The sequence below is a fragment of the Amycolatopsis sp. FU40 genome, assembly GCF_021903635.1.
Lineage (GTDB): Bacteria > Actinomycetota > Actinomycetes > Mycobacteriales > Pseudonocardiaceae > Amycolatopsis > Amycolatopsis dendrobii.
The window spans coordinates 2,127,258-2,149,368 of sequence record NZ_CP091381.1 but is presented as its reverse complement, the minus strand read 5'-3'; the positions used below and the strand labels follow the sequence as shown (position 1 = coordinate 2,149,368).

Genomic DNA, 22,111 nt, shown 5'->3' with positions numbered 1-22,111 from the left:
TGGCATCCACGGGGAAAGGACGCAGCATGACAGGGCTCACCGGACCACGGCTCGCCGTCGCGCTGGAAGGCGCCGGCTGGCATCCGGCCGCGTGGCGCGAAGCGGACGCCCGCCCGGCCGACCTGCTCACCGCCGGATACTGGACCGGACTGGTCCAGGAGGCCGAAGCCGCGCACCTGGACTTCGTCACCTTCGAGGACTTCCTCTCCCTGCGCGACCCCGCCGAGCCGACGGCCCGCGCCGACCGCGCGCAAACCCGCCTGGACGCCGTGCTGCTCGCCTCGCGGATCGCGCCGCTGACCTCGCACATCGGCCTGATCCCGACCGCGGTCGTCACCCACACGGAGCCGTTCCACCTGTCGAAGGCGATCGCGACGCTCGACTACGTCAGCACCGGCCGCGCCGGGGTCCGCGTGCAGGTGTCCGGAAGCGCTGCGGAGTTCCGGCACTTCGGCCGCCGCACGCCGCCCGAGGCGCCCGAACTCTTCGAGGAAGCCGCCGATTACGTCGAGGTGCTGCGCCGGCTGTGGGACAGCTGGGAGGACGACGCCGAGATCCGCGACGTCGCCACCGGCAGGTTCATCGACCGCGGCAAACTGCACTACATCGGCTTCGAGGGCCGCTGGTTCTCTGTCAAAGGCCCGTCCATCACGCCGCGGCCGCCGCAGGGCCAGCCGATCGTCGCCGCGCTCGCGCACGGTCCCGACGCTTATCGCCTCGCCGCCCGCCAGGCCGACGTCGTGTACGTGACCCCGAACGACCGCGCACACGCCGCGTCGATCATCGACGAAATCGGTGCGCCCCTTCAGGTTTTCGCCGACCTCGTCGTCTTCCTCGACGAAACCGGGCAGGCCGCCGCGGACCGCAAAGCCCGGCTGGACGACCGCGCCGAGTTCGCCTCCGACGCCCACGTCTTCACCGGCACCCCGGCTCAGCTGGCCGACCTCCTGCTCGACTGGCACGCCGCGGGCCTGACCGGTTTCCGGCTGCGCCCGGGCGCCCTGCCGCACGATCTGACCGCCATCGCCCGCGCGCTGGTCCCCGAACTGCGCGACCGGGGCGCGTTCCGCACCGGATACGAGGCCTCGACCCTGCGCGGGCTGCTCGGCCTGCCGCGCCCGGCCAACCGCTACGCCGCCTGAGTCCCGGGAGATTTCCATGACTGCCAAGCAAATCCACCTCGCCGCGCACTTCCCCGGGGTCAACAACACCACGGTGTGGAGCGATCCCGAAGCGGGCAGCCACATCGAGTTCAGCTCGTTCGTCAAGCTGGCCCAGACCGCCGAACGCGCGAAGTTCGACTTCTTCTTCCTCGCCGAAGGCCTGCGCCTGCGGGAACAGGGCGGCGAAATCTACGACCTCGACGTCGTCGGCCGCCCCGACACCTTCACCGTGCTGTCCGCACTGGCCGCCGTCACCGACCGCCTGGGCCTGGCCGGAACCATCAACTCCACCTTCAACGAACCATTCGAGGTGGCCCGCCAATTCGCTTCCCTGGACCACCTTTCCGCGGGCCGCGCCGCGTGGAACGTCGTCACGTCCTGGGACGCGTTCACCGGCGAAAACTTCCGCCGCGGCGGATTCCTGCCCCAGGACCAGCGCTACTCGCGCGCCGAAACTTTCCTGCGTACGGCATGGGAGCTCTTCGACTCCTGGCGCGGCGGCGAGCTGCTGGCGGACAAGGAATCCGGCCGCTTCCTGGCCGACGGCGGCGACTTCGCCCACCACGACGCCCACTTCGACATCTCCGGCCGCTTCCCGGTCCCGCGCAGCCCGCAAGGCCGCCCGGTCACCATCCAAGCCGGGGACTCCGAAGAAGGCCGCGAATTCGCCGCCGCGACCGCCGACGCCATCTTCACCCGGCACGGCACGCTCGAAGCAGGCCAGGCGTTCTACTCCGACGTCAAGGGCCGCCTGGCCGCATACGGCCGCTCCCCGCACGAACTGGTCATCCTCCCGGCCGCGACCTTCGTACTGGGCGACACCGACGCCGAAGCGCACGAACTCGCCCACGAGGTCCGGTTGCAGCAGGTCAGCGAGCAGACCGCGATCAAGTTCCTCGAACAGCTCTGGAACACCGACCTCAGCGACCACGACCCGAACGGCCCGCTCCCGTCGTTCGACCCGGTGGTCGGCGACCTGATCTCGAAGGGCCGCGCGAGCGTCCGCATGCACCGCGACCCGATCGCGACCGCACGCGAATGGCGCCAGCTGGCGGAGGCGAAGCACCTGTCGAGCCGGGAACTGATCATCGAGGTCACCGGACGGCAGAACTTCATCGGCTCGCCCGAGACCGTCGCGTCGGCCATGAACGACCTCGTCCAGGCCGACGCGTCGGACGGCTTCATCCTGGTCCCGCACGTGACCCCGGGCGGGCTGGACGAGTTCGCCGACCAGGTGGTGCCGAGGCTGCAGGAACGCGGGGTGTTCCGGGAGGACTACAGCGGGCCTGCGCTGCGGGACCATCTCGGGTTGTCCTAGCCAAGGAACCGCTTCGCGTTCCCCCGCAGCAACAACTCCCGCGAGGCCTCGTCCAAGAACGATGCCCGGCGCACCACCCCGCCGGCCGGGCGCTCCCCGAGCGGATACGGGTAGTCACTCCCCACCATCACCTGCTCCGCCCCGAGCGTGTCGACCAGGTTCCGCAACGCCGGCTCGGTGAACACCACCGAATCGACACTGAACCGGCCCACATACTCCGACGGCGGCTTCTCCGAGGTAGCGATGATGTCCGCCCGCTGATGCCAGGCGTTCTCCAACCGCCCCAACCAGAACGCGAACGACCCGCCCCCGTGGGCGAAGCAGATCCGCAAGCTCGGCGGCACCCGGTCGAACACCCCGCCGAGGATCATCGCGATGATCGACAGATGCGTCTCCGCGGGCATTCCGGTGAGCCACCGCGCCATCCAGCGGTCCAGCCGCGGCGCGTCCGGCATGTCCCACGGGTGCACGAATACCGGGACGCCGAGCGAAGCCGCGTGCTGGAGGAACGTCACCACGCCCGCGTCGTCGAGGTCGCGGTCGCCGACGTGGTTGCCGATCTCCACACCGCGGTGCCCGGCCGCGACCGCGCGGTCCAGTTCGCGGCAGGCGGCGTCGGTGTCCTGCAGCGGAACCTGGCAGAACGGGATCAGCCGGCCCGGCGCGGGCGCGCAGATCTCCAGCGCGAGGTCGTTGAAGACCCGGGCGATTTTCTCGCCCTGGCCCGGGCTGGTGTCGTAGCCGAAGAACACCGGCGTCGGCGAGACGACCTGCGCCTCGATGCCGTCGGCGTCCATGTCGCCCAGCCGGACGGAGGCGTCCCAGCAGTCGGACCGGATCCGGCGGAACTCGTCCGAACCGGCCATGATCACGGCCTCGCGTTCGGTTTCCGCGCGCAGCCAGGGCATTCCCTCGCCGAGGTCGGGCCAGCCGTGCGGGACGAAGTGGCTGTGGACGTCGATCGCGCGCACGCTCAGCCCTTCCCGGGATGCAGCGTGCCGCAGTTGCCGCAGGTCCGGGCTTCCTCGGAGGTGTAGAACTGCTCGAACACCGGCGGCAGGTCGTCCACGATGTCCCGCACCTGCAACTCCACCTCGTGCACCTTCGCGTCGCACTCCAGGCAGAACCACACGAACTTCTCGAGCGTCCCCTCCTCGCGGATCCGCTCGATCACGATCCCGATCGACCCTTCCTGCGGACGCTGCGGCGAATGGTGCACGTTGCGCGGCAGCATCCACATCTCGCCCTCGCGGATGTCGACCCGCTGAGGGCCGTCCTCGGTCATGAGGTTGACGTGCATGTCGCCCTTGTACTGGTAGAACCACTCCTCGTACGGGTCGAGGTGGTAGTCGGTGCGCTGGTTCGGCCCGCCGACGACCTGCACGATGAAATCGCCCATCGGGGCCCACATCTGCTTGTTGTTGACCGGCGGCTTCAGCTCGTCCTCGTGGTCGGCGATCCACTTCGCGAAGTCGAACACGGGCGGGATGGCGGTCATCGTTCCTCCTTGCCGGGGATCCGGGCGATCGCCTGGATCTCGATGAGCAGATGCGGATGCGGCAGCTGGTGCACCGCGACGGTCGTGCGGGCCGGGCCGTTCTCGTCGAAGAACTCGCCGTAGACCTCGTTGTAGCCGCCGAAATCGTTCATGTTGACCAGGAACACGGTCACCTGCGCGAGGTCTTCGAGACCCGCTCCGGCGGCGGCCAGGATGTCGCGGACGTTCTCGATCACCGCGCGCGTCTGCGCCCGGATGTCCAGCGCGGTCACGCCGAACTCGTCGGCCTCCGCGCCGGCGAACGTGTTGTCCGGCCGCCTGCTGCTGGTGCCGGAGACGAACACCAGGTCCCCGACCACTTTCACGTGCGGGAACCGCCCGCGCGGCGTCGCCTTCCCGGCGACGACATGGGCTTGCGCCACGTTCATCCCTCCACCGTGTGAACAGAAACCGAACCCAGCCCGGCGACCCGGGCCTCGACGTGCGTGCCCGCTCTCAACGCGACCGCCGCGGTCGCCGCACCGGCCAGCAGCACCGACCCGTCGCGCAGGCGATGCCCGTACGCGGCCGCCATCCGCTGTGCGGCGGGAAGGGCCCGCAGCGGGTCGCCGAGGATGTCGGCGGTCGATCCGGTCGCGACGACCTCGCCGTCGAAAAGCAGGTCCACGGCCAGCGCGTCCAGCCGGTCGAGCTGGGTCCACGGCCCCAGCACGAACGCCGAGGCCGAGGTGTTGTCGGCGACGACGTCGGCCAGGCTGAACTCGAAGTCGCGGTACCGGCTGTCGATGATCTCCAGCGCGGGCGCGACGGCGACGATCCCGGCGTCCGGGCCGAGGCGGAACGCGACCTCGGGTTCGACCCGCGGATGCACGCCGCGGCCGACGTCGAACGTCCCGCCGTCCTCGATGCGCATCCGGTCGGTCAGCGAGCCGATGATCACGTCCGAGACGCCCATCTGCTCGGCTTTCGCCTTGCTCGTGAAGCCCAGTTTGACGCCCGCCAGCGTCTCCCCGCGCCCTTCGCGCAGCGCGATTCCGGCGTGCTGCACGGCGTACGCCGTCGCCAGGCTCATCGGCTCCGTGCTGGTGAGCTGCGGGATCGCCTGCCCGGTGGCGGTCGCCCGGTCGAGCCGCTCGGCATGGTCCTCGACAGTCATAGCTGCACGCACACATTCGTCGGCTGGGTGTAGAAGTGCATCGAGTGCAGGCCGCCCTCCCGGCCGATGCCGGAAAGCCCGACGCCGCCGAACGGCGACCGGAGATCGCGCAGGTACCAGGTGTTGACCCAGGCCATCCCGACCCGCATCTGCTGCGCGACGCGGTGGCCGCGCTCCAGGTTCGTCGTCCACACGGCGGCGGCGAGCCCGTAGTCGGTGTCGTTCGCCAGCCGGACGGCTTCCTCTTCGCTGTCGAACGGGATCAGCGCCGCGACCGGCCCGAAGACTTCCTCGCGCACGACCCGCGCGGAGTTGTCCAGCCCGGTCCACAACGTCGGTTCGATCCACGACCCGCCCGCCAGATCCGGCCCGAGTTCCGGCACCGCACCACCAGTGAGCACCGTCGCGCCCTCGGCCACCGCGAGGTCCAAATAGGACTGTACTTTCTTGCGGTGCTGGTGGGATATCAACGGCCCCGTCGTGGTTTCAGGAGCGCCGGGCCGGCCCAGCCGCAACGCTTTCGCCCGCTCGGCGAGCCCGTTCGCGACCGCGTCGAAGGCGGATCGCTCGACATAGACCCGCTCGGTGCACAGGCACACCTGCCCGGTGTTCAGGAAAACCGAGCGGGCGAGTCCGTCGAGGGTCTTCCCGAGGTCGCAGTCCGCGAACACCACCGCCGCGTTTTTTCCGCCCAGCTCGAAGGAAACCGGCCGCACCGACGGAGCGACCGCGCGCATGATCGCCGAACCGGTGCGGGATTCGCCGGTGAACGTCACGCCGTCGATGCCGCGGTGGGCGGTGAGGTACTCCCCGGCGGAGTCCGGCCCGAAGCCGTGAACGACGTTATACACCCCGGTCGGCGCACCCGCCTCCGCGATCACCTCGGCGAGCAGGGTGGCGGTCGAGGGCGTCTCCTCGGACGGCTTGACCACTACCGCGTTCCCGCACGCCAGCGCGGGCGCGACTTTCCAGGTCAACAGCAGCAGCGGCAGGTTCCACGGCACGATCACCGCGACCACGCCGAGCGGCTTGGGCACCGCGTAGTTCAGCGCTTTCCGGCCGTGGGGCAGATCCGTCAGGAACGAGTCGAGACCGGCCGCCGCGACCGTGTCCGCGAAGGACCGGAAGTTCATCGCCGCCCGCGCCACGTCCAGGTCGCGCGCCAGGTGCTCCGGTTTTCCGGTGTCGCGGACCTCCGCGGCGACGAAATCCTCGAACCGCTCCTCGATCCGGTCGGCGATCCGGCGCAGCAAGGCGCTGCGCTCAGCCACCGAAGCGCGTCCCCACGGCCCGTCCAGTGCGGCGCGCGCGGCCGCGACCGCCGCGTCGACCACGTCCGGTCCGGCCTCGTGGACGTGCGCGACGAGAGACCCGTCGACCGGGTCGATCTTCTCGAAGGTGCGCCGCCCGGCGACCCGGGTCCCGCCGACGACGTTGTGCAGTTCCGCAGCCATGAAGCTGACCGTAGGGACGTCCGGAATGCCTGGCCAATGCTCTTTGCCGCCGCTCCCATAGCTGTCCGGACATGTCTCGGCCATGCCTCGATCGGCATGGCTTTCGCCGAAATGAGCATTGGCCAGGCATGACGGCAGCGGCGAAGGATGACTCCCGTGAACCATCCGAACGTCGATCGGGACTACAGCGCGCAGGCCACGGTCACCGCGGCCGAATTCGACGCCGCGATGGCCCGCTACCGCTCCGCGTCCGAATCCGCCACCGCCAGGCTGAACGGTGTCGCCGGCCTGGCTTTCGACCCGCTCAGCGACGAGCGGCTGGACGTTTGGGGCATCTCCCCCGGACAGCTGCGCCCCGTCGTCCTCGCCATCCACGGCGGCTACTGGCGGATGCTCTCGCGCCACGACACCGCGTTCATGGCAAGGGTGCTGTCCGACGCCGGAATCGCCACCGTGGCGCCCGACTACACGCTCGCTCCCGCGGCTCCGCTGGAGGAGATCGTGCGCCAGGTCCGCGCCGCCGTCGCGTGGGTGCACCACCACGGCGCCGAGCACGGCCTCGACCGCGAGCGCATCCACGTCGTCGGCAGCTCGGCCGGTGGCCACCTGACCGCGATGACCGCGGTCGCCGGATGGCAGCGTGCCGCCGGACTGCCCGAGGACGTCGTCAAAGGCGCGATGACGATCAGCGGGCTCTTCGACGTCCGCCCGCTGGTCGACTCGTTCGCCAACGCGTGGCTGACGCTCGACTCCACGCGCGCGGAAGCCCTCAGCCCGATCCTCGCGCAACCCGGCGCCGCGCCGCTGCACGTAGCGGTCGCGGAACACGAAGCCGCCGGATTCCACCGGCAGAGCAAGGCTTTCCACGCGCACTGGCCCGCCGCCGGTCCGTTGACCGTCGTGCCCGGCCGCAACCACTTCGACGTCTTCCTCGACCTGGCCGACCCGCGCTCGGCGCTCAGCCAGGCGCTGGTCCGGCTCGCCCTCTCGTGACGCCGGAAGCCGTCCCGGACAGTAATGTCGCCGGAATGGAGATGCCCCGCCTGCTCGACGGCCGCCTCAAGCTCAGGCACCTCGTGCTGGTGGACACCCTCACCGAACAGGGCAGCGTCGTCGGCGCGGCCGCCGCGCTGCACGTCACGCAGCCGGTCGTCACGCGCGGCCTGCACGATCTCGAAGCCATCCTCGGCGTGCCGCTCTACGAACGCGGGCCGCGCGGGATCACGCCGACCGAGTTCGGGACCGCGTTCACCGAACACGCGCGCGCCGTGCTCGCCCAGCTGACCCACGCCGCGCGGCACGTCGTGGAGATCGCCGACGCGACGCGCGGCCGGGTCGTCGCGGGCATCCACCTCGCGGGATCGAACCTGTTGCTGCCGCGGGCCATCGCGCATCTCAAGGAGGACCATCCGCTGGTCACGGTGGTCGTCCGGGAGGGAACGCCGGAATCGCTGCTGGTGGAGCTGACCGCGGGCCGGGTCGACGTGATCGTCGGCAGGCTGAGCGGCCCCGGCACGGAAGACACCCGGCGGCGGGCGCTGTACCAGGAGTCGATCCGCGTCGTAGCCGGCGCGCACCACCCGCTCGCCGCGCGCGGGAACGTCTCGCTGGAGGACCTGGCGGAGTTCCCGTGGATCGTGCCCGGCACCGAAACAGTGCTGCGCCAGGAACTGGAAAGCCTCTTCGCCCAGCACGGCCTCGACCTGCCCGCCAACCGCGTCGAAGCGACGTCGTTCTTGACCGTGCGGCAGCTGCTCACCGAAACCGCCATGGTCGCCGCGCTCCCCGGCCTCCTCGGCATGGACGACCCGCGCTTGGTCACGCTGCCGACGCCGCTGGAGAACATCGGGCACAGCGTCGGCCTGACCCTCGCCGCCGGCCGCAGGCTGAACCCGGCGACCCAGGCGTTGATCGAATCCCTGCACACCGTCGCCGCGCAGATCGAAGACGCCTGATTCAGGCAGGACGCCAACCTGGCCGAAACACTCGATCAATGCTCACGGGACCGTGTCTGCGCCGCACCCCATGCGTGAAGGTTCCCCGCACGCACCTCGGCAGCACAATCCAACCTGTCGTTTTCTTGACGACCGACGACAACCCGTGATACTTCATGGACCTCCGCGGAAGGAGCGTTCCATGGGCTACCGCTTGTCCACCGTCGATCCGGCCCGCACCGCACTGGTCGTCATCGACATGCAGCACGACTTCCTGGCTCCCGGCGCCCCGCTGGAATCCCCGGCCGGACGCGCCATGATCCCCGTCCTCAACGACACGATCCGCTTCTGCCGCGCCGCGGGCGTCCCGGTGTTCTTCACCGCCCACGTCCACCGCCCCGACGGCTCCGACATGGGCCGGTTCGCCGACCTGTACCCGCCGATCGCCGCCGGCGACGCGCTCATCGAGGGCACGCCCGGCGCCGCCCTGTACTCCGAAGCGGACCGCCGCCCGGACGAACCGCTGATCCCCAAGCACCGCTACAGCGCCTTTTACGGCACCGATTTCGAGATGCAGCTCCGCGGGCGCGGCGTGGACACCCTGATCGCCACCGGCGTGACCACCGAGGACTGCGTCCACGCCACCGTCCGCGACGCGATGTTCCGCGACTTCCGGACCGGGGTGCTGTCCGATGCGTGCGCCACCTACGACCATCCGGATCTCGGCCACGGCGCGATGTCCGCCGCCGAGGTCCATGCGGCGACGCTGGTAGTGCTCGCTCAGTCCACTGCGGACGTGCTCACGAGTGCGGAATTCAAGGCGCTCGCGGAAAAGGGAGCTGCTCAGCCGCGCTCTGCGGCCGTCAGCGCGTCATGCGAGTGAATCCACTCCAGTGTCTCCCCGATCCGCCCCAACGCGGCATCCCGGGCCTCCGCCGCCGGACCGTCCGGCAGATGCAGCAGCGCATTCGCCACCCACGAACTCCGCTGCACCGCCCGGGTCCGCGGCCGCCGCAGCTTCTCGTACCGGGCGAGCGCCGCCTCGCGCGAATCCCGCGCGAGGCACTCGGCGAGCGTCACCGCGTCCTCGATCGTCTGGTTCGCCCCCTGCCCGTGGTGCGGCAGCATCGCGTGCGCGGCGTCGCCAAGAAGCACCACACCGCCGCGATGCCAGCGGTTGAGCGGGTGCTGGCCGAACAACCCCCACCGCTGGTACAGCGTCGTCGCGCCGACCGTCTCCCGCACCGCCGGATGCCAGCCCTCGAAGGCCGCTTCGATGCGCTCACGGGGGATGTCCTCGGTCCACGACTCCCCCGTCCACACGTCCGGTTCGTCCAGCACCGCAAGGAAGTTCACCACCGAACCGTCGCCGATCGCGTAATGCAGCAGATGCCCGCCCGGCCCCATCCAGAACTGGATCGCCCCCGCGTCCGGCAACGACGGCAGTCGCTCCGCCGGCACCAGGCCCCGGAAGCCGCTCGACCCCGAGTACCGGGCAAGCGGCGCGTCGTCCACCCACGAGCGCACGGCTGAGTGCACCCCGTCCGCGCCCACCACCACATCGGCGGTTTCGCTTGTCCCGTCGGCGAATGCGAGCCGATACCGCGCCCCGTCCGCGACGACCCCGGTCACCTGCCGGCCAAGATGGACCTTGCCCCACGCACCGGCCAGGATCCGCTGCAGATCCGCCCGATGGATCCCGAAGTACGGTCCGGCGAACCGTTCCTCGTAGGCGTCCCCGATCGGATGGGCGACCACCCGCTGTCCGCTCCGCCAATGCCGGTAGACCAGCTCCGTCGGCACCGCCGAGCACGCGGCCAGTTCGTCCCGCAACCCCAGCCGCGCGAGGACCCGGGACCCGTTGGCGGCCAACGCCACCGCCGCACCGACCTCGCGCAACTCCGCCGACCGCTCGTACACCTCCGCCCCGATCCCGCGCTGCCGCAACGCGAGCGCGAGCGTCAGCCCGCCGATCCCGCCGCCGGCGATCGCCACCGAGAGCGCTTTGCCCGCCATCAGCCCTCCTCGCCCGTGTACCGATCGGTACACGGATGGACGGTACGGCGTACCGATCGGTACAGTCAAGGGGTGGATTCCGGGACCGGCCGCCGCGCCGAACTGCTGAAGCAGGCCGTGGACTACCTCGCGACGCACGGCATCGCGGACCTGTCGCTCGCGCCGATGGGCGAAGCGCTGGGGACGAGCAAGCGGATGCTGCTGTACTACTTCGGCACCCGGGAAAACCTGATCACCGAAGCGATCGCCGCGAGCCGCCCGGACGTCGCCGAACTGTTCCGCTCCGTGCACGACGAAGAATCCCTCGCCGCCGCCGCGCACGCCCTGTGGCACGCGATCACCCGCGGCCGCCAGCAGCGGCCGATCCACATTCTGTTCCAGGTGCTCGCGCTGGCCCCGACTCAGCCGGAGCGCTACCTGACCGTCGCGCGGGAAGCGATCACCGCGATGGTGGACCCGCTGGTGCCGGTGTACCGGAAACTGGGCTACGCCGAACCCGACGCGGCGGCCCGGGCGAGCTTGCTGATCTCCGGCTTGCGAGGGCTGTGCCTGGACCGGATCGTGACCGGGGACGAAGAACGGATCGAGATCGCGGCACGCGCGCTGATCGCCACCGCGGTGGCGCCGCCCGCCTGATACCAGGTCCGGATTGTTTCCGCCACCGCAATTCCCGCGGCGAAAACAGCTGATCCGCATTCTTTCGGCAGCCGTCCGATAAGGCAGTGCGCAACAAACTGGAACAGCTCGCGGAAACCGGAAAACACCGGCCGGCAAACGGAATCCGCTCATTGCGGGGCCGGCTCCGGTGCTCGGCGTCCGCGCTGTAACGATCCGCGCGGGCGAACCGACTCCCCGGCAGCTTCCCGCTTTCCGCAGCATCGTTTCAACCCCGAATTGCCCGCCTGCCAACAACTCCCGCGGAACGCAGTCGTTCCGGAACCGCGGTTTCCCGGTCCCGGAACGACTGCCGTGCTCCCGAAAGGATTCCGTTGCGGTCAATTGCCGCCGCCGTCGTCGTCGCCGTTTCCTCCGCCACCGCGCATCGCCGATCACCTCCGCCCTCCACTGGACGGTCCGCGCCGGCGGCCGCGGATCGGCGAGCAGCGGGAGCGCACGGAAAACCGCACGCCAGGAAAGGAATTCCGGTGTCTTCAGCCGGCGAAACCGAGGGCCGCGAGCCGCGCGCGCAAATCGAGAACGGCGAGCTGATGGCCCGAATGCCCCGGGCCGTCGTCCGCCGTCTCTTTCAGCCACGTTTCGACCAGCCGCACCAGCTCGTCGGCCCGGGCGATGTCCGCGGCGGGGTTCTCCGCGATTCCGAGTTCGACCGCCTGCAGCAGGACCGGCGCGGCACGCACCGCGAACATGCTGTCGCCCAGCACCGGCCGCAGGCGGTGCGGCTGGTAGAGCGGATCGGCCAGGACTTGCTGCAGCCACGCGTAAGCCTGCCGGGCGAACCGCTCGGCCTCGGCGCTGTCCGTCAGCAGGGAGGCGAGGCCGGAAGCGGCGTCCGCGGCGAGGTACCGGCTGCGCGCCAGCGGCCTGATGTCGCGGTCCCGGTTGTACAGCCGGGTCCGGCCGGGGATGACCGCCGTTTCGAACAGCCGGACCGCGGCGCGCAGATCCTCGGCGTTGTCCTTGTTGGCTCCCAGGAAAGCGGCGTAATTGTGCAGCTGGAAACTGAGCCCGCTGTGATCGGCGCCCGGCGCGAAGAGGTCGACCTCGACGGTGTCGGCGAATGCCGCCCAGTACCGGCGCAATGCGGTCCCGATGCCGAAGCCCCGCAAGCCGGCCGACCGCAGCGCGTTCAGCTCGATGCAGGCCACGACCAGCAGGTCGGCGAGCAGCCCGGGATCGATCCGGCCCGCCTCCCCCGCTTCCAGGCAGGCATCGGCGGCGGCCAGCACCGCTCGCGCGGACGCGGGCTCGGCACGACCGGCATGCCGTTCGGCTCCCGCCAGCTGCACGGCCAAGCGCAGCCGGGTGTCGGTCACCACCGGATCGTCCGCTTCGAACACCCGGCCGAGCAGATCCGACAGGTCGTGCACCAGTTCGGCGAACCGCGGCCCGGCCAGCCATTCCGACGGCGCGAGCAAGCCCATCTGCCGGACGATCCCGGTCGCCGCCAGCACGAACGCGCGCCGGGCGAGCAGCGGCAGCGCGGCCAGTTCGGCGGGCCGCGGCAGCCGGAAGGGCACCGCCAGCGCACCGGCCAGCGCGTCGCCTGGCTCGTCCCGTCCCGGCAGCGAGCCCGGTTCGGCGGCCCAGGCCTCGACCAGTTCCCGGACCAGCCCGGACGACGGGACCATGGCGGACACCAGTTCCTGCCCCGGGATCCGCTCGGTGACCCAGAGGTGCGCCACCCCGCCGGGAGCGCCCATCTCGACCAGCAGGCCGATCAGCCGCTCGACCATCCGGTCGCCGAGCCCGGCGGGCAGCCCGGCAGGCTCCTCCGCCCCCGCGCCCGGCAGCACCCCGACGGAGTTGAGCCGGGCGGCGCCGATGCCGTCCAGGAAGTCCAAGTCGCGGGGCCGGGTGACCGGATCGGGACCGCGTTCGGCCGTGACCGCGCCGATCTCGCACCGGGCCCGCGCCTGCGCGGCCACCGCGGGCGACAACGGAAACCGCGGGGCGGAAAGCGACGCGCGCTGGATCACCCTCGCGGTCAGCGCGGCGGAGACGAGAGCGGGCTGCGACCGGTAGATCTCGATCGCCGTCGCGGCCCACGCCGCGAGCCACTGCACGGGCGGGAGCTCGCGGCCGTCCGCCGGCCGCAGCATCGCCAGCGCGGTGCGGACCGCTTCGGCGGCCGGGCCGAGCAGCACGTTCGCCGCGGTGAGCACGACCGCCGCCTTGGTGTCCGGGCCGAACCGGTTCATCGTGGCCGCGACGATCTCGTTGGGCAGCGCGCCCCGGGTGCCGGGCAGGACCGCGCGGTCGCGGACGAACCATCCGCCCTCGTGCTGTTCTTCCCGCAGTTCGGCGGCGGCGGCCCGGGTCGGCAGCGGGGCCCCGCGGGCGATCTCCGAAACGGTGATCGCGGTGAAGTCGCACACCCAGGTCAGCGGGCGGAACGGGTTCTGCTCGGCGGGGACGCCGAAGAGCGGCGCGACCTTGCGGGCCAGCCGGGCGGGCACCAGTTCCGACCGTTTTTCGACCAGCTGGGGCACAACCGCGGGCAGCAACACCATCCTGCACTCCACCTCCGCTAGGCCAATGGTGTCACAGCCGGCCTCCACTGCCCCGGACCCCGGCACGGAACGTGACCCGCGATGTCACCCTTAGCCACACATTCGCATATTAACTTCTGTTAGTGTAGGAATTTCTGCATGAAGACGCTCTCTTCCCCTGTCCGGCCCTGCCGTCCTTCCCCCGAACTGCCCACCGACGTCGTCCGCGCCGCGGTCGACGAGCTCCGCGAAACCCGGGACCGGCTGCACGCCAGCCACCGGGTCGCCCGCTGCGATCTGCGCCTCGTGCTGCGCGAGCTCCGCTACGGCCCGGCGGCGGGCCCGGAACCGGCGTCCGGTCTCGTGCTCTCCGGCGAATGCGTCTGCCGGGATCTCGTCGCCGACGTCCTGCACGTCGTCATGATCTTTCTGACGGAGCACGGCGCCACGATCACGAATCCGCCCGGCGCCGTGCGCGTCCACGTGCGCAAACGGGTCCACGACGTGCTCCGGTCCTACCGCTGTGCCCGCGGTGCGCAGGCGAAGCCCAAGCAGGTGCGCAGCAACCGCTACGGACTCGCGCTTCCCGACGAAGAGCACCGCGCGGTGTTCGGGCACCTTGTCGACGAAGCGGGCTACTCCGCCCCGCTGCCTTCGGGCGGCTATCTGGTGCGCCGGATCGCCGAGCGCTGCGCCGCCGAGTTCGGGAAGCCCGTGCCGTACTACGTGGAGCGGATCCCCGCGATGCTCGCCACGATCCAGTGCGTGTGCAGCACTGGCGCACGGGTCAACGTCGGGACCCGGGCCGCTCCGGAGTACGTGAGCTGGTACGACGCCTACATCGAACGCCCGCTCGGACGCCGCCCGGACAGCGCGGTCGCCTCGCTTTCCGACGACGACGCGTCCAAATGGGGCAGCGACTGCGTCGCCGACCCGAGCGCGCAGGCCGCGTTCGCCGCCGTCGAACTCCGCGATGCCAGCGCCGACCCGGACGCGGTCGTGGTCGACACGGTCGTCACCGGATTCGCCGGAGTGCCGCCCGACGACCGGGAGACCAGCCTGCGGTCCGCGCTGCGCGGCTTGGCGGACAACGGTTTCCTGCCCCGGCAGCGCGCCGAGTCCCTGCTGTCCGACCCCCAGGGCCTGGACGACGTGATGTCGCGCGTCCAGGCGGTCATCGAGGCGAGGCAGGGGAAGGTGAACCGTGGCTGATGAAGGTGCGCACGACGGCGCGGACCGGATCGCGGCGCTGCTCCGGGAAAATCCGGGCCGGGTCGAGCCGGAGGACGCCGCCGACGCGGGGATCGGCCTTCTGCAAGCGCTCGGACCGGACGCCAGCGTCGAGGAACTGCGCCTCGCCGCCGAACTCGTCGGGTTCGCCGTCGACACCGCGTCCGGCCACCCGTCGATTCCGCACTGGCAGCGCGTGCTCGGCTGCGCGCACGGCTGGATCGCCGAGGAGACCGGCTCTGCCGCGGACTACGAGACCGCCGCCTCCTGCCTGCTCGCCGCCGCCTCCGCGCCGGGCAGCCCGCCCGAGGTGGCGGAATCCGCCGCGGTGGAAGCCAGCGAGATGGTCGCCACCCTGCTGCGCACCGAGGCCGTCACCGCCGAGCGCGCACGGCAGCTGACCGGAGCTCTCGACAGGATCTCCTTGTCCTGGACCGATTCCCTGAACGCCGCCTACTTCGCACTGGGCCGGGCGTGGGCGTTGCGATGGGCCCATCCGCTGACCGGGGACCACAACGATCTGGAGCGCGCCGCGGACCTCCTGCGCGGCGCGCTCACTGCGCCGGCGCTGGCCGAAGCGGGCCACGATTGCGTCGACGGATGGCAGCTCTTCGTCGATGTCCTCGAACAGCTGTACTTGGCCGGCGCGGACCGCAGCCTGCTCACCGAGGCCCTCGCCGCCGCGAAGAAGCTGCTCGAACTGCTCGCCGCCGATCCCGAGCGGCTGCCCGATGCGCACGGCATCGTGGCGGAAGTCGCCAACGAAATCTTCTGCACCAGCGACGGCGAGGCCACCGCCGAACTGGAAACAGCAATCACCTCCTACGCGGCCAAACGCGCGTCGGCGGGCCTCAACGACCACGAGACCGTTTGCTGCGCGCTCCTTCTTCAGGTTCGCGGCTGCACCAGTGAAGACGCCCCGGTGCTGTCGTCCGCCGCTGAGGTCTTGGGGACGCCCGAGCGCGCGCCCGGGTCGGAGGTCGTGCTCGCCGGTCTGCACGAGTCGCTGCTTGAACTCTCCGGCCACGAACACGCCTGGCCCGCGGTCGAATGGGCGACCCGGGCACTGACGCACGCCGACGTCGATCCCGGCGTGGTCGTTCCGTTGCACAGCAGCAGGATCAGCGGCCTCGCCGCGGCACTGGACGCTTTCGGGGGCGACGCGGTCGCCGACCGGTGCGACGTCGACGCGATGCTGGCCGAGGCCCGCGCCGAAGCGCTCGCCGGACCGGATGCCGCGCGGGCGCTCCTGGCGTACCGGACCGCCCAGCTGCGCGGCCAGTGGATCGCCGACCGGTTCCCGCTGGACGTCAGCCTGATGCAGGAAGTCTTCGCGGAAACGGCGGACGCTCTCCGCCGGATGAGCGAGCACGACGAGGAGGGCCGGAGCCCTGAACTGGGCGCGGCCGCGGCCGTGCTCGAAGACATGATCCCGGTCTTGCTGGGCTACCGGGATCCCGGCCCGCTCCGCGCTGCGCTGCACGACGAGGGCGTGCGAAGCCTCCTCGACGCGGACAGCCTGCTGAAGATGCTGGACCAGCGCACCGCACTGCAGGCGATGGTCGACGGCAAGCAGCCGCTCGGTCCGGGGATTCAGCAGATGGTGGCGGATCTCGCCGCGACCGAGGCGGCGCGGCCCGGCGAGGAGAGCGCGGCGCTCCTGCCGCTGCTGACCGCGCTCGGCGAAGCGGCGGGTTCGGTGGAGAACGGCGATCTGGCCGCCCGGACCGCGGCCTATCGCAAGGTATTGCGGATGTGCGGCGAACTGCCGGAGAAAGCGGCGGCGAGCCCGTTCGTCCGGCGCATCCGGGGTTTCGTGTCCGCGCAGATGGTCCTCGGCGGGCACGACGGCGACGAGGCCGAGCCCGCCATCGAGGACCTGGAACGCGCGCTGGAGCGTCCGGACAGCGGGCAGCCCGCGGTCGACGAGCAGCTCTGCCGGCTGCTCCGGCGGCGCGGCGGGCCCGGGGACTTCGCGCGCAGCCGACAGGTCGCCCTGCGCGCGCTGGCCCGGCAGACCTGGCAGATTTTCCTTTTCCCGCAGTGGGAACCGAGCACGCCGGTGCACCGGTTCGCACGGACGGCGGCGGGCTGGTGCCACGCGGACGACGCTCTCGACGACCTCGTCCGCGTCGTCGAGGCCGAACGCGGCGCGGCGCTGGCCCGCGGTGCCGGGGCCGAGTTGCTCCGCGACCGCCTCGGCCAGACCGGACGGGCCGAGCTCGCCGAGGCCTGGCCGTCTGCTCAGAGCGCTGATGAGGCGGCTCGCCGACGAGTGGCCGCACAGCTGTCCGAAGAGGACGAACGAACGCTGGCCGAGCCGCCGGGGCCGGACGAGATCCGCCGTTCGCTGCGGGACCGCGGGCTGGACGCGCTCGTCTACCTGATTCCGCACGATCCGGCGGCGGGCGGCACCGCGGTGGTCGTGCCCGCCGAGGGCCCGGTCGCCAGCAGCAGGCTGCCGCTGCTCGCCGCCGAGCCGTTCACCCGGGATCCCAGCCGCGAGCCCGCGGCGCTGGACGCGCTCGGCGGCTGGGCATGGCTGGCGGGCGGCGCCGCTGTGCTCGCCGCCGCGCAGGCCGCCGCGCCCGGCCGGGTGCCGAGAATCGCGCTCGTTCCGGCCGGGGCGCTCGGCGCTGCGCCGTGGGCGGCGGCCTGGCGCGAAACCGGCTCCGGACGCCGGTATCTGGTGGAGGACGTCGAAATCACCCTGGTCCCCTCGGCGGGCCTGCTCACTCGTCGCTCCGCGATGGACTCTGCCGGGCTCGCGGACGGCGAGCTGGTGTTGCAGGCCTGCACTGCGGACCACGCCACGCGTTCCTCGTACGACGAAGCGCTCGAACCGTCCAGCGCGTTCCTCGCGGCGGGTGCGCGCGTCGTCGTGCGCGGAGCATGGCCGCATTCGCCCGCGCCGGTGCTGTTCTCGCTGTTCCAGCAGTATCTCGACGAGGATCCGGCTCGCCCGGCGGCCGCCTTCCGCCGGGCGCAACTGTCGATGCTCGCCCCGGACAACGGCTCGGCGCACATTTCGCGCTGGGGCGGCTTCGCTCTGCTCGGGGCATGACCGCCACGGCCGTCCGTCAGACGGGATTGTGGGCGGATCTGTGGGGTGAGGCGTGGACCAACTCGGGTGGATCGCGGTCGCGGCCGGGGCGGCCGGGCTGCTGCTCGTCGGCGCGGCGCGGGTCGCGGCGGCGGTCCGGATCCGGCGGCACCGGACGCTGATCGCGGACGCGCTGGAGCGCATGAGCGCGCTGGCGCGGGAACCGGCCGCCCGGCCGCGGCTGCGGAGTCTCTGCCGCGACGTGGCGGAGGTGCTGGCCCGCCAGGACCGGATCGCGCTCGCCTTGCGGGCAGGCGAAGCCCGGGCCGCCGGGGATCCCGCGGACCTGTCCGTCCTGATCACAGCAGACGCCGTGACGACGACCGCCGAGCCGATGCGCGAGCACCGGCCGGACGACAGCGCGTGGGAGGAGACCGACGTGGCGCCGCTGGCCAGCACGCACCCGCAGCTGCGCGAGATCTCCGAGCAGTTCGGGCACAGCACCACCCGGCTGATCGCGCTGGGCCGGACCGTCCTCGGCGAAGGGGAACGGCTCGGTCTCGCTGAGACCAGCACCGGGAAAGCCCTCGCGGCAGCGCTCGACCAGGCCCAGCAAGCCGTACGTGCCGCGGAGGGGCTCGCTGACCCGCTGTCCGCGCTGGCGGCGTTGAGCGTCGTCGAAATCCCGGTCCCGGAAGCGGGATTCCCCGGCCAGGCGGTGGCCGACGAGCTGCGCGTCCAGGCGAACGCCTTGGCCCGGCTGGGAATCCGGCACCGCACGGCACTGTCCCGGCACCGGGACGCCCGCATCGAGAAGGAGCGGCGATGACCAGGTCCGTCCGCCAGACCGGCTACGACAAGCGCGAGTGGCGCGCCGACCGCAGACGCGGACGCAGGGACGGACGGCTGCGCGCCCCCGCTTACAACGACGTGCTCGCCATGGTCGCCGACGACGGCGCGATCACCGCGCCCTATCCCCAGTACCTCCAGAGCGTCGCCCTCGACGAGATGGCCGCCGAGCTCGCGCAGTACGTGCGGCAGAACAAGCCGCGGTTCGAAGAACTCGGTGCGCTGCGCCGACGGTACGCGGACACGAAACTGGGCCTCGAGCGCGCGACCGACGGCGTCGTCTCCGCGGAAGTCCCGCTCACTCCGGAAGAACTCCTCCCGCGCAGCCGGATCGAGGCCCAGCCCGGCCAGGACACCGTCCTGCGCAGCCGCCGGGAGGCCGCTCGGGCCAGGAGGATCGCGGCGGCGCGCGGCGGGGAAGCCGCGATGCAGCACGAGCTGGACGAGCTGGGCGGCCGGATCGCCGCCGGGGAGCAGGCGGCCCGCTCCGACTTCGCGCTCGCGCAGACCAGGGCCAAACAGGCCGGGGCCCGCGGCGCGATGCGGGTCGCCACCTATTGGGAGCACCTGGTGCTCGCCCACGCCGAAGGCGCCTATCTGGCTCCGCTGATCCGCTACACCAGCCAGGTGCTGCCCTCGTGGGTCTTCGAGGACCCGAGCGGCCCGCCGGAATCCCTCGGCCGCCGGTACGAACTGCTGCACGTCGTCGAGCGCCTCCGCCCGGCGGCGCCGGAACCCGAGTCCGCCCCCGACGCCGGCGCCGAGCCGGAGAACTACGAGCAACCCGCATGAGAATCAGGAAAAACCGGCCGGAGAGCATCCCGGCACCGATCGAGCGCCGGCTGCGGAACCTGCGTGAGCCCGCGCCGCCGGAGGTCGCGGTCGCCGAACTGGCGCGGGACGTCAGCCGGAAGATCGAAGAGCTCGGGCCGGACGCGGGCGCCGCGGCGCCGCTCGACGCCTACATCCAGGCGCACAAGGCCAAGTGGGTCGTCGAGGTCAAAGACCAGCACAACAGGCTGCTGATCGAGATCGGGAAGCTGGAAGCCGAAACCGAGGCCCTGCTCGAATCCCGCCGCATCCGCTGCGAAGACCAGCGCGACGTGATGGACGACCTCGACGCCGCGGTCGCGCACGCGCTGGAACGCGTCACCGACCCGGACTCGCCGTACCACGAACCGATCCGCCGCAGCGAGCGCAAGGGCGGGAAGCCATGACCGAGCCGAGGCGGCCGATCACCGTCCTTTCCCAGCGTCGCAGGGTGATCCGCGGCGACGCGTCGCTCATCGTCGGGCTGCCGTGGACGACCGGGCTGCAGTACCTGGCGCTCGTGGCCGCGGCGGCGGTGGACGTCGTCGCGTTCGACCAGGTCCTCGAAGAAGCGATCAACGAAGAGCCGTGGAAGCTGTGGATCCTGGTCGGCGGGTTCACCGTCGTCTGCCTCGCGCTCTCGCACTTCGCGGGCAAACAGTGGAAGGAAGCGTCCGTCCAGCGGCACGCGCCGAACGCGCGCTCGCTCGCCGCGGCGTGCGGCGGGGTGTGGCTGACGCTCGGGCTGGCCGCCTTCCTGTTCCGCTGGTTCTACGTCTCGTCGGACCAGACCGGGACCACCGTCGAAGTCGAGGGCCAGTCCCAGTCGCAGCTGCAGGCCGCCTCCGGCCAGGCGAGCCATCTGTCGGCGATCCTGTTCCTCGCGCTGTACCTCGGCACCGGCGTCCTGTCCGGAGCGATGGCCTACAAACTGCACAACCCCGCCGCCCAGCAGTGGGCGCGCGCGGTGGCCAAACGGGCGAAAGCGGCGGCGCGGCTGGCCGACCTGGAGGCCGGGCTGGTCGTGGCGCAGCGGCTCTCCGCCCAGGTCCGGGAGATCCGGCAGCGGGCCGACCAGGACATGCGCCTGCACTTCGCGCTGCTGGACAGCCTCGAAGCCAAGCTCGTGGCCGACGCGCGGATACGGCTGCTCGGCAGCGGCGCGGATCCCGGCGAACGCAGGCCGCCCGCGCCGGAGGCCGGCGAAAACAACCCCGAACCGAAGGACGGACGATGATCTCCTTGCGACCCCGCGGAAACAGCGGAAGGCCGTTCCCCGCGGCGCTGGCGTTCGCCGCCGCGGCTGCCCTGCTCTCCGCGTGCGCTCCGACAGGCGGTTCGGCCAGCGGTTCGACAGCCGCCGGGACCGGCCTCGCGGCAGACGGCTGCACCGCCGCGCCGGACAAGCCGGTCAGCCTGGTCGTGGGCGCGCGGGCGGGAAGCCAGCGGCCCGCCGTCGCCGCCGGGGTGCAGGACCTGCTCTCCGCCGCGGTGCAGAACCAGCAGAGCGTCCAGGTGTTCCGGGTCGACGGCCAGCCCTCCCGCGCGCTCAAGATCTCGCCGGTGATCAAGGGCAAGAACGAGTCCCAGCGCAAACAGGAGATCGCGAGCGCCGTCCAGCAGGTCGCCCAGGCCGTCTCCGGCCTCGGCCCGAAGAAGCCGGAGGCGGACGATCTGACGGCGCTGTCCGAGGCGGGCAAGCTCACCGGCGACGGCGGCACCGTCGTGCTGATGGACTCGGGCCTCTCCACGACCGGCACGATCTCCTTCCGCGACAGTGCGATGTTCGACGCGGACCCCGGCGAGTTGGCGAACTTCCTTGCCGCGAAACACCTTTTGCCGGAGCTGAAGAACAAAGCGGTGTTCCTCGCCGGGCTCGGCCTCACCGCCGATCCGCAACCGGCCTTGGACGGCAGCCTCCAGAAAAAGGTCGTCGCGCTGTGGCAGGCCGTCGCGGCCAAGGCGGGAGCCACATGCACGGCGGTCCTCCCGCTTCCCGATCGGCGCCAGGACACGGTCAAAACCGACCTGCCGGTCTCGAAGGTCGACGTTCCCGCGGCGCCGGTGTTTCGGCCCTGCGGCACGACCGTGCTGCGTGACAGCGGGCCAGTCGGCTTCCTGCCGAACACGGCGCGGCTGCGCGACGAAAAGGGGGCCCACGACACCTTGCAGACCTTGGTCTCGCAGCTCGCCGGCGGGCAGAAAGTGACCCTCACCGGGAACACCGCGACGTTCGGCTCGCCCGCCGACAGCGTGACGCTGTCCAAGCAGCGCGCCGAAACCGTGAAGGCGCTGCTGGTCAAGGCCGGTATCGCGGCCGACCGCATCACCACCGTCGGCGCGGGCCAGAACGGGCCCGGCCGCGTGCGGGACATCGGCCCGGACGGGACGCTCGACCCGGTCGCCGCCGCCCAGAACCGGTCCGTGGTGGTCGAGCTCTCGTGCGGCTGACCGGATTCGCGAGGACCGC

Annotated in this window: 20 protein-coding genes; 13 read left to right on the top strand and 7 right to left on the bottom strand. The window is 71.5% G+C overall.

From position 1 onward, the window contains the following. The first annotated feature begins 26 nt into the window (after positions 1 to 26). Both L3Q65_RS10750 and L3Q65_RS10745 read left to right on the top strand, forming a co-directional pair. Positions 27 to 1,142: an LLM class flavin-dependent oxidoreductase gene (locus tag L3Q65_RS10750; RefSeq protein ID WP_237599547.1), complete on the top strand. Its 1,116-nt coding sequence runs from the start codon at positions 27 to 29 to the stop codon at positions 1,140 to 1,142. Positions 1,143 to 1,158: 16 nt separating this feature from the next. Beyond that, entirely contained in the window at positions 1,159 to 2,481 is a 1,323-nt protein-coding gene (locus L3Q65_RS10745) for an NtaA/DmoA family FMN-dependent monooxygenase (RefSeq protein WP_237599546.1), read from the top strand. On the opposite strand, the gene L3Q65_RS10740 is transcribed toward L3Q65_RS10745, so the two are convergent. From L3Q65_RS10740 to L3Q65_RS10720, 5 genes are read right to left on the bottom strand one after another with little or no spacing between them, the layout of a single operon-like run. Further along, positions 2,478 to 3,452 carry an amidohydrolase family protein gene (locus tag L3Q65_RS10740; protein ID WP_182894802.1) on the bottom strand — a complete coding sequence of 325 codons (975 nt, stop codon included), beginning with the start codon at positions 3,450 to 3,452 and terminating at the stop codon, positions 2,478 to 2,480. The two genes, L3Q65_RS10745 and L3Q65_RS10740, sit on opposite strands and share 4 nt — an antisense overlap. A 2-nt stretch (positions 3,453 to 3,454) precedes the next feature. Then, complete coding sequence (locus tag L3Q65_RS10735; protein WP_237599545.1) at positions 3,455 to 3,979, bottom strand: 3-hydroxyanthranilate 3,4-dioxygenase; 525 nt, start codon at positions 3,977 to 3,979, stop codon at positions 3,455 to 3,457. After that, a complete protein-coding gene (locus tag L3Q65_RS10730) occupies positions 3,976 to 4,407 on the bottom strand; it encodes a RidA family protein (RefSeq protein WP_237599544.1) in 432 nt (143 codons plus the stop codon). The genes L3Q65_RS10735 and L3Q65_RS10730 overlap by 4 nt, the downstream gene beginning before the upstream one ends. Beyond that, entirely contained in the window at positions 4,404 to 5,135 is a 732-nt protein-coding gene (locus L3Q65_RS10725; RefSeq protein WP_237599543.1) for a 2-keto-4-pentenoate hydratase, read from the bottom strand. The genes L3Q65_RS10730 and L3Q65_RS10725 overlap by 4 nt, the downstream gene beginning before the upstream one ends. After that, positions 5,132 to 6,589, bottom strand: a complete 1,458-nt coding sequence (locus tag L3Q65_RS10720; RefSeq protein ID WP_237599542.1) for a 2-hydroxymuconic semialdehyde dehydrogenase — start codon at positions 6,587 to 6,589, stop codon at positions 5,132 to 5,134. The genes L3Q65_RS10725 and L3Q65_RS10720 overlap by 4 nt, the downstream gene beginning before the upstream one ends. Before the next feature lie 156 nt (positions 6,590 to 6,745). Here L3Q65_RS10720 and L3Q65_RS10715 point away from each other — a divergent pair, with 156 nt between their 5' ends. The 3 genes from L3Q65_RS10715 (at position 6,746) to L3Q65_RS10705 (ending at position 9,406) form a co-directional block, all read left to right on the top strand. Next, entirely contained in the window at positions 6,746 to 7,582 is an 837-nt protein-coding gene (locus tag L3Q65_RS10715; RefSeq protein ID WP_220508206.1) for an alpha/beta hydrolase, read from the top strand. A 35-nt stretch (positions 7,583 to 7,617) separates the two neighbouring features. After that, on the top strand, positions 7,618 to 8,544 hold the full coding sequence (locus L3Q65_RS10710) for a LysR substrate-binding domain-containing protein (protein ID WP_182894808.1): 927 nt from the start codon (positions 7,618 to 7,620) through the stop codon (positions 8,542 to 8,544). 181 nt (positions 8,545 to 8,725) lie between these two features. Next, on the top strand, positions 8,726 to 9,406 hold the full coding sequence (locus tag L3Q65_RS10705) for a cysteine hydrolase family protein (RefSeq protein ID WP_182894809.1): 681 nt from the start codon (positions 8,726 to 8,728) through the stop codon (positions 9,404 to 9,406). Here the strand turns inward: L3Q65_RS10705 and L3Q65_RS10700 are convergent. Continuing rightward, positions 9,367 to 10,539 carry an FAD-dependent monooxygenase gene (locus L3Q65_RS10700; RefSeq protein WP_182894810.1) on the bottom strand — a complete coding sequence of 391 codons (1,173 nt, stop codon included), beginning with the start codon at positions 10,537 to 10,539 and terminating at the stop codon, positions 9,367 to 9,369. The two genes, L3Q65_RS10705 and L3Q65_RS10700, sit on opposite strands and share 40 nt — an antisense overlap. A 72-nt stretch (positions 10,540 to 10,611) precedes the next feature. On the opposite strand from L3Q65_RS10700, the gene L3Q65_RS10695 reads away from it, so the two are divergent. Beyond that, on the top strand, positions 10,612 to 11,175 hold the full coding sequence (locus L3Q65_RS10695) for a TetR family transcriptional regulator (protein WP_237599541.1): 564 nt from the start codon (positions 10,612 to 10,614) through the stop codon (positions 11,173 to 11,175). A 515-nt stretch (positions 11,176 to 11,690) separates the two neighbouring features. Here L3Q65_RS10695 and L3Q65_RS10690 read toward each other — a convergent pair. After that, positions 11,691 to 13,730 (bottom strand): hypothetical protein, encoded by a 2,040-nt coding sequence (locus L3Q65_RS10690; protein WP_237599540.1) that lies wholly within the window; start codon positions 13,728 to 13,730, stop codon positions 11,691 to 11,693. 138 nt (positions 13,731 to 13,868) lie between these two features. Here L3Q65_RS10690 and L3Q65_RS10685 point away from each other — a divergent pair, with 138 nt between their 5' ends. The 7 genes from L3Q65_RS10685 to L3Q65_RS10655 are packed head-to-tail and all read left to right on the top strand — an operon-like array spanning position 13,869 to position 22,092. Further along, positions 13,869 to 14,921, top strand: a complete 1,053-nt coding sequence (locus L3Q65_RS10685; RefSeq protein WP_182894813.1) for a hypothetical protein — start codon at positions 13,869 to 13,871, stop codon at positions 14,919 to 14,921. Continuing rightward, entirely contained in the window at positions 14,914 to 18,003 is a 3,090-nt protein-coding gene (locus tag L3Q65_RS10680; protein ID WP_237599539.1) for a CHAT domain-containing protein, read from the top strand. The genes L3Q65_RS10685 and L3Q65_RS10680 overlap by 8 nt, the downstream gene beginning before the upstream one ends. A gap of 52 nt (positions 18,004 to 18,055) precedes the next feature. After that, on the top strand, positions 18,056 to 18,811 hold the full coding sequence (locus L3Q65_RS10675) for a hypothetical protein (protein WP_237599538.1): 756 nt from the start codon (positions 18,056 to 18,058) through the stop codon (positions 18,809 to 18,811). Beyond that, positions 18,808 to 19,623 carry a hypothetical protein gene (locus L3Q65_RS10670; RefSeq protein ID WP_237599537.1) on the top strand — a complete coding sequence of 272 codons (816 nt, stop codon included), beginning with the start codon at positions 18,808 to 18,810 and terminating at the stop codon, positions 19,621 to 19,623. Before L3Q65_RS10675 ends, L3Q65_RS10670 begins: the two co-directional genes overlap by 4 nt. Beyond that, positions 19,620 to 20,048, top strand: a complete 429-nt coding sequence (locus tag L3Q65_RS10665) for a hypothetical protein (protein WP_237599536.1) — start codon at positions 19,620 to 19,622, stop codon at positions 20,046 to 20,048. Before L3Q65_RS10670 ends, L3Q65_RS10665 begins: the two co-directional genes overlap by 4 nt. Beyond that, entirely contained in the window at positions 20,045 to 20,878 is an 834-nt protein-coding gene (locus tag L3Q65_RS10660) for a hypothetical protein (RefSeq protein WP_182894818.1), read from the top strand. The genes L3Q65_RS10665 and L3Q65_RS10660 overlap by 4 nt, the downstream gene beginning before the upstream one ends. Next, the gene (locus L3Q65_RS10655; protein ID WP_182894819.1) at positions 20,875 to 22,092 is read left to right on the top strand and encodes an OmpA family protein; all 1,218 of its coding nucleotides are present in this window, start codon (positions 20,875 to 20,877) and stop codon (positions 22,090 to 22,092) included. Before L3Q65_RS10660 ends, L3Q65_RS10655 begins: the two co-directional genes overlap by 4 nt. Positions 22,093 to 22,111 lie beyond the last annotated feature (19 nt).

What these genes read in the sequence shown, in the direction of transcription:
- L3Q65_RS10690 (WP_237599540.1), bottom strand. Translation starts at nt 13,730, where the DNA reads ATGGTGTTGCTGCCCGCGGTTGTGCCCCAGCTGGTCGAAAAACGGTCG.
- L3Q65_RS10655 (WP_182894819.1), top strand. Translation starts at nt 20,875, where the DNA reads ATGATCTCCTTGCGACCCCGCGGAAACAGCGGAAGGCCGTTCCCCGCG.
- L3Q65_RS10705 (WP_182894809.1), top strand. Translation starts at nt 8,726, where the DNA reads ATGGGCTACCGCTTGTCCACCGTCGATCCGGCCCGCACCGCACTGGTC.
- L3Q65_RS10665 (WP_237599536.1), top strand. Translation starts at nt 19,620, where the DNA reads ATGAGAATCAGGAAAAACCGGCCGGAGAGCATCCCGGCACCGATCGAG.
- L3Q65_RS10700 (WP_182894810.1), bottom strand. Translation starts at nt 10,539, where the DNA reads ATGGCGGGCAAAGCGCTCTCGGTGGCGATCGCCGGCGGCGGGATCGGC.
- L3Q65_RS10660 (WP_182894818.1), top strand. Translation starts at nt 20,045, where the DNA reads ATGACCGAGCCGAGGCGGCCGATCACCGTCCTTTCCCAGCGTCGCAGG.
- L3Q65_RS10730 (WP_237599544.1), bottom strand. Translation starts at nt 4,407, where the DNA reads ATGAACGTGGCGCAAGCCCATGTCGTCGCCGGGAAGGCGACGCCGCGC.
- L3Q65_RS10685 (WP_182894813.1), top strand. Translation starts at nt 13,869, where the DNA reads ATGAAGACGCTCTCTTCCCCTGTCCGGCCCTGCCGTCCTTCCCCCGAA.
- L3Q65_RS10710 (WP_182894808.1), top strand. Translation starts at nt 7,618, where the DNA reads ATGGAGATGCCCCGCCTGCTCGACGGCCGCCTCAAGCTCAGGCACCTC.
- L3Q65_RS10735 (WP_237599545.1), bottom strand. Translation starts at nt 3,979, where the DNA reads ATGACCGCCATCCCGCCCGTGTTCGACTTCGCGAAGTGGATCGCCGAC.
- L3Q65_RS10720 (WP_237599542.1), bottom strand. Translation starts at nt 6,589, where the DNA reads ATGGCTGCGGAACTGCACAACGTCGTCGGCGGGACCCGGGTCGCCGGG.
- L3Q65_RS10745 (WP_237599546.1), top strand. Translation starts at nt 1,159, where the DNA reads ATGACTGCCAAGCAAATCCACCTCGCCGCGCACTTCCCCGGGGTCAAC.
- L3Q65_RS10670 (WP_237599537.1), top strand. Translation starts at nt 18,808, where the DNA reads ATGACCAGGTCCGTCCGCCAGACCGGCTACGACAAGCGCGAGTGGCGC.
- L3Q65_RS10725 (WP_237599543.1), bottom strand. Translation starts at nt 5,135, where the DNA reads ATGACTGTCGAGGACCATGCCGAGCGGCTCGACCGGGCGACCGCCACC.
- L3Q65_RS10750 (WP_237599547.1), top strand. Translation starts at nt 27, where the DNA reads ATGACAGGGCTCACCGGACCACGGCTCGCCGTCGCGCTGGAAGGCGCC.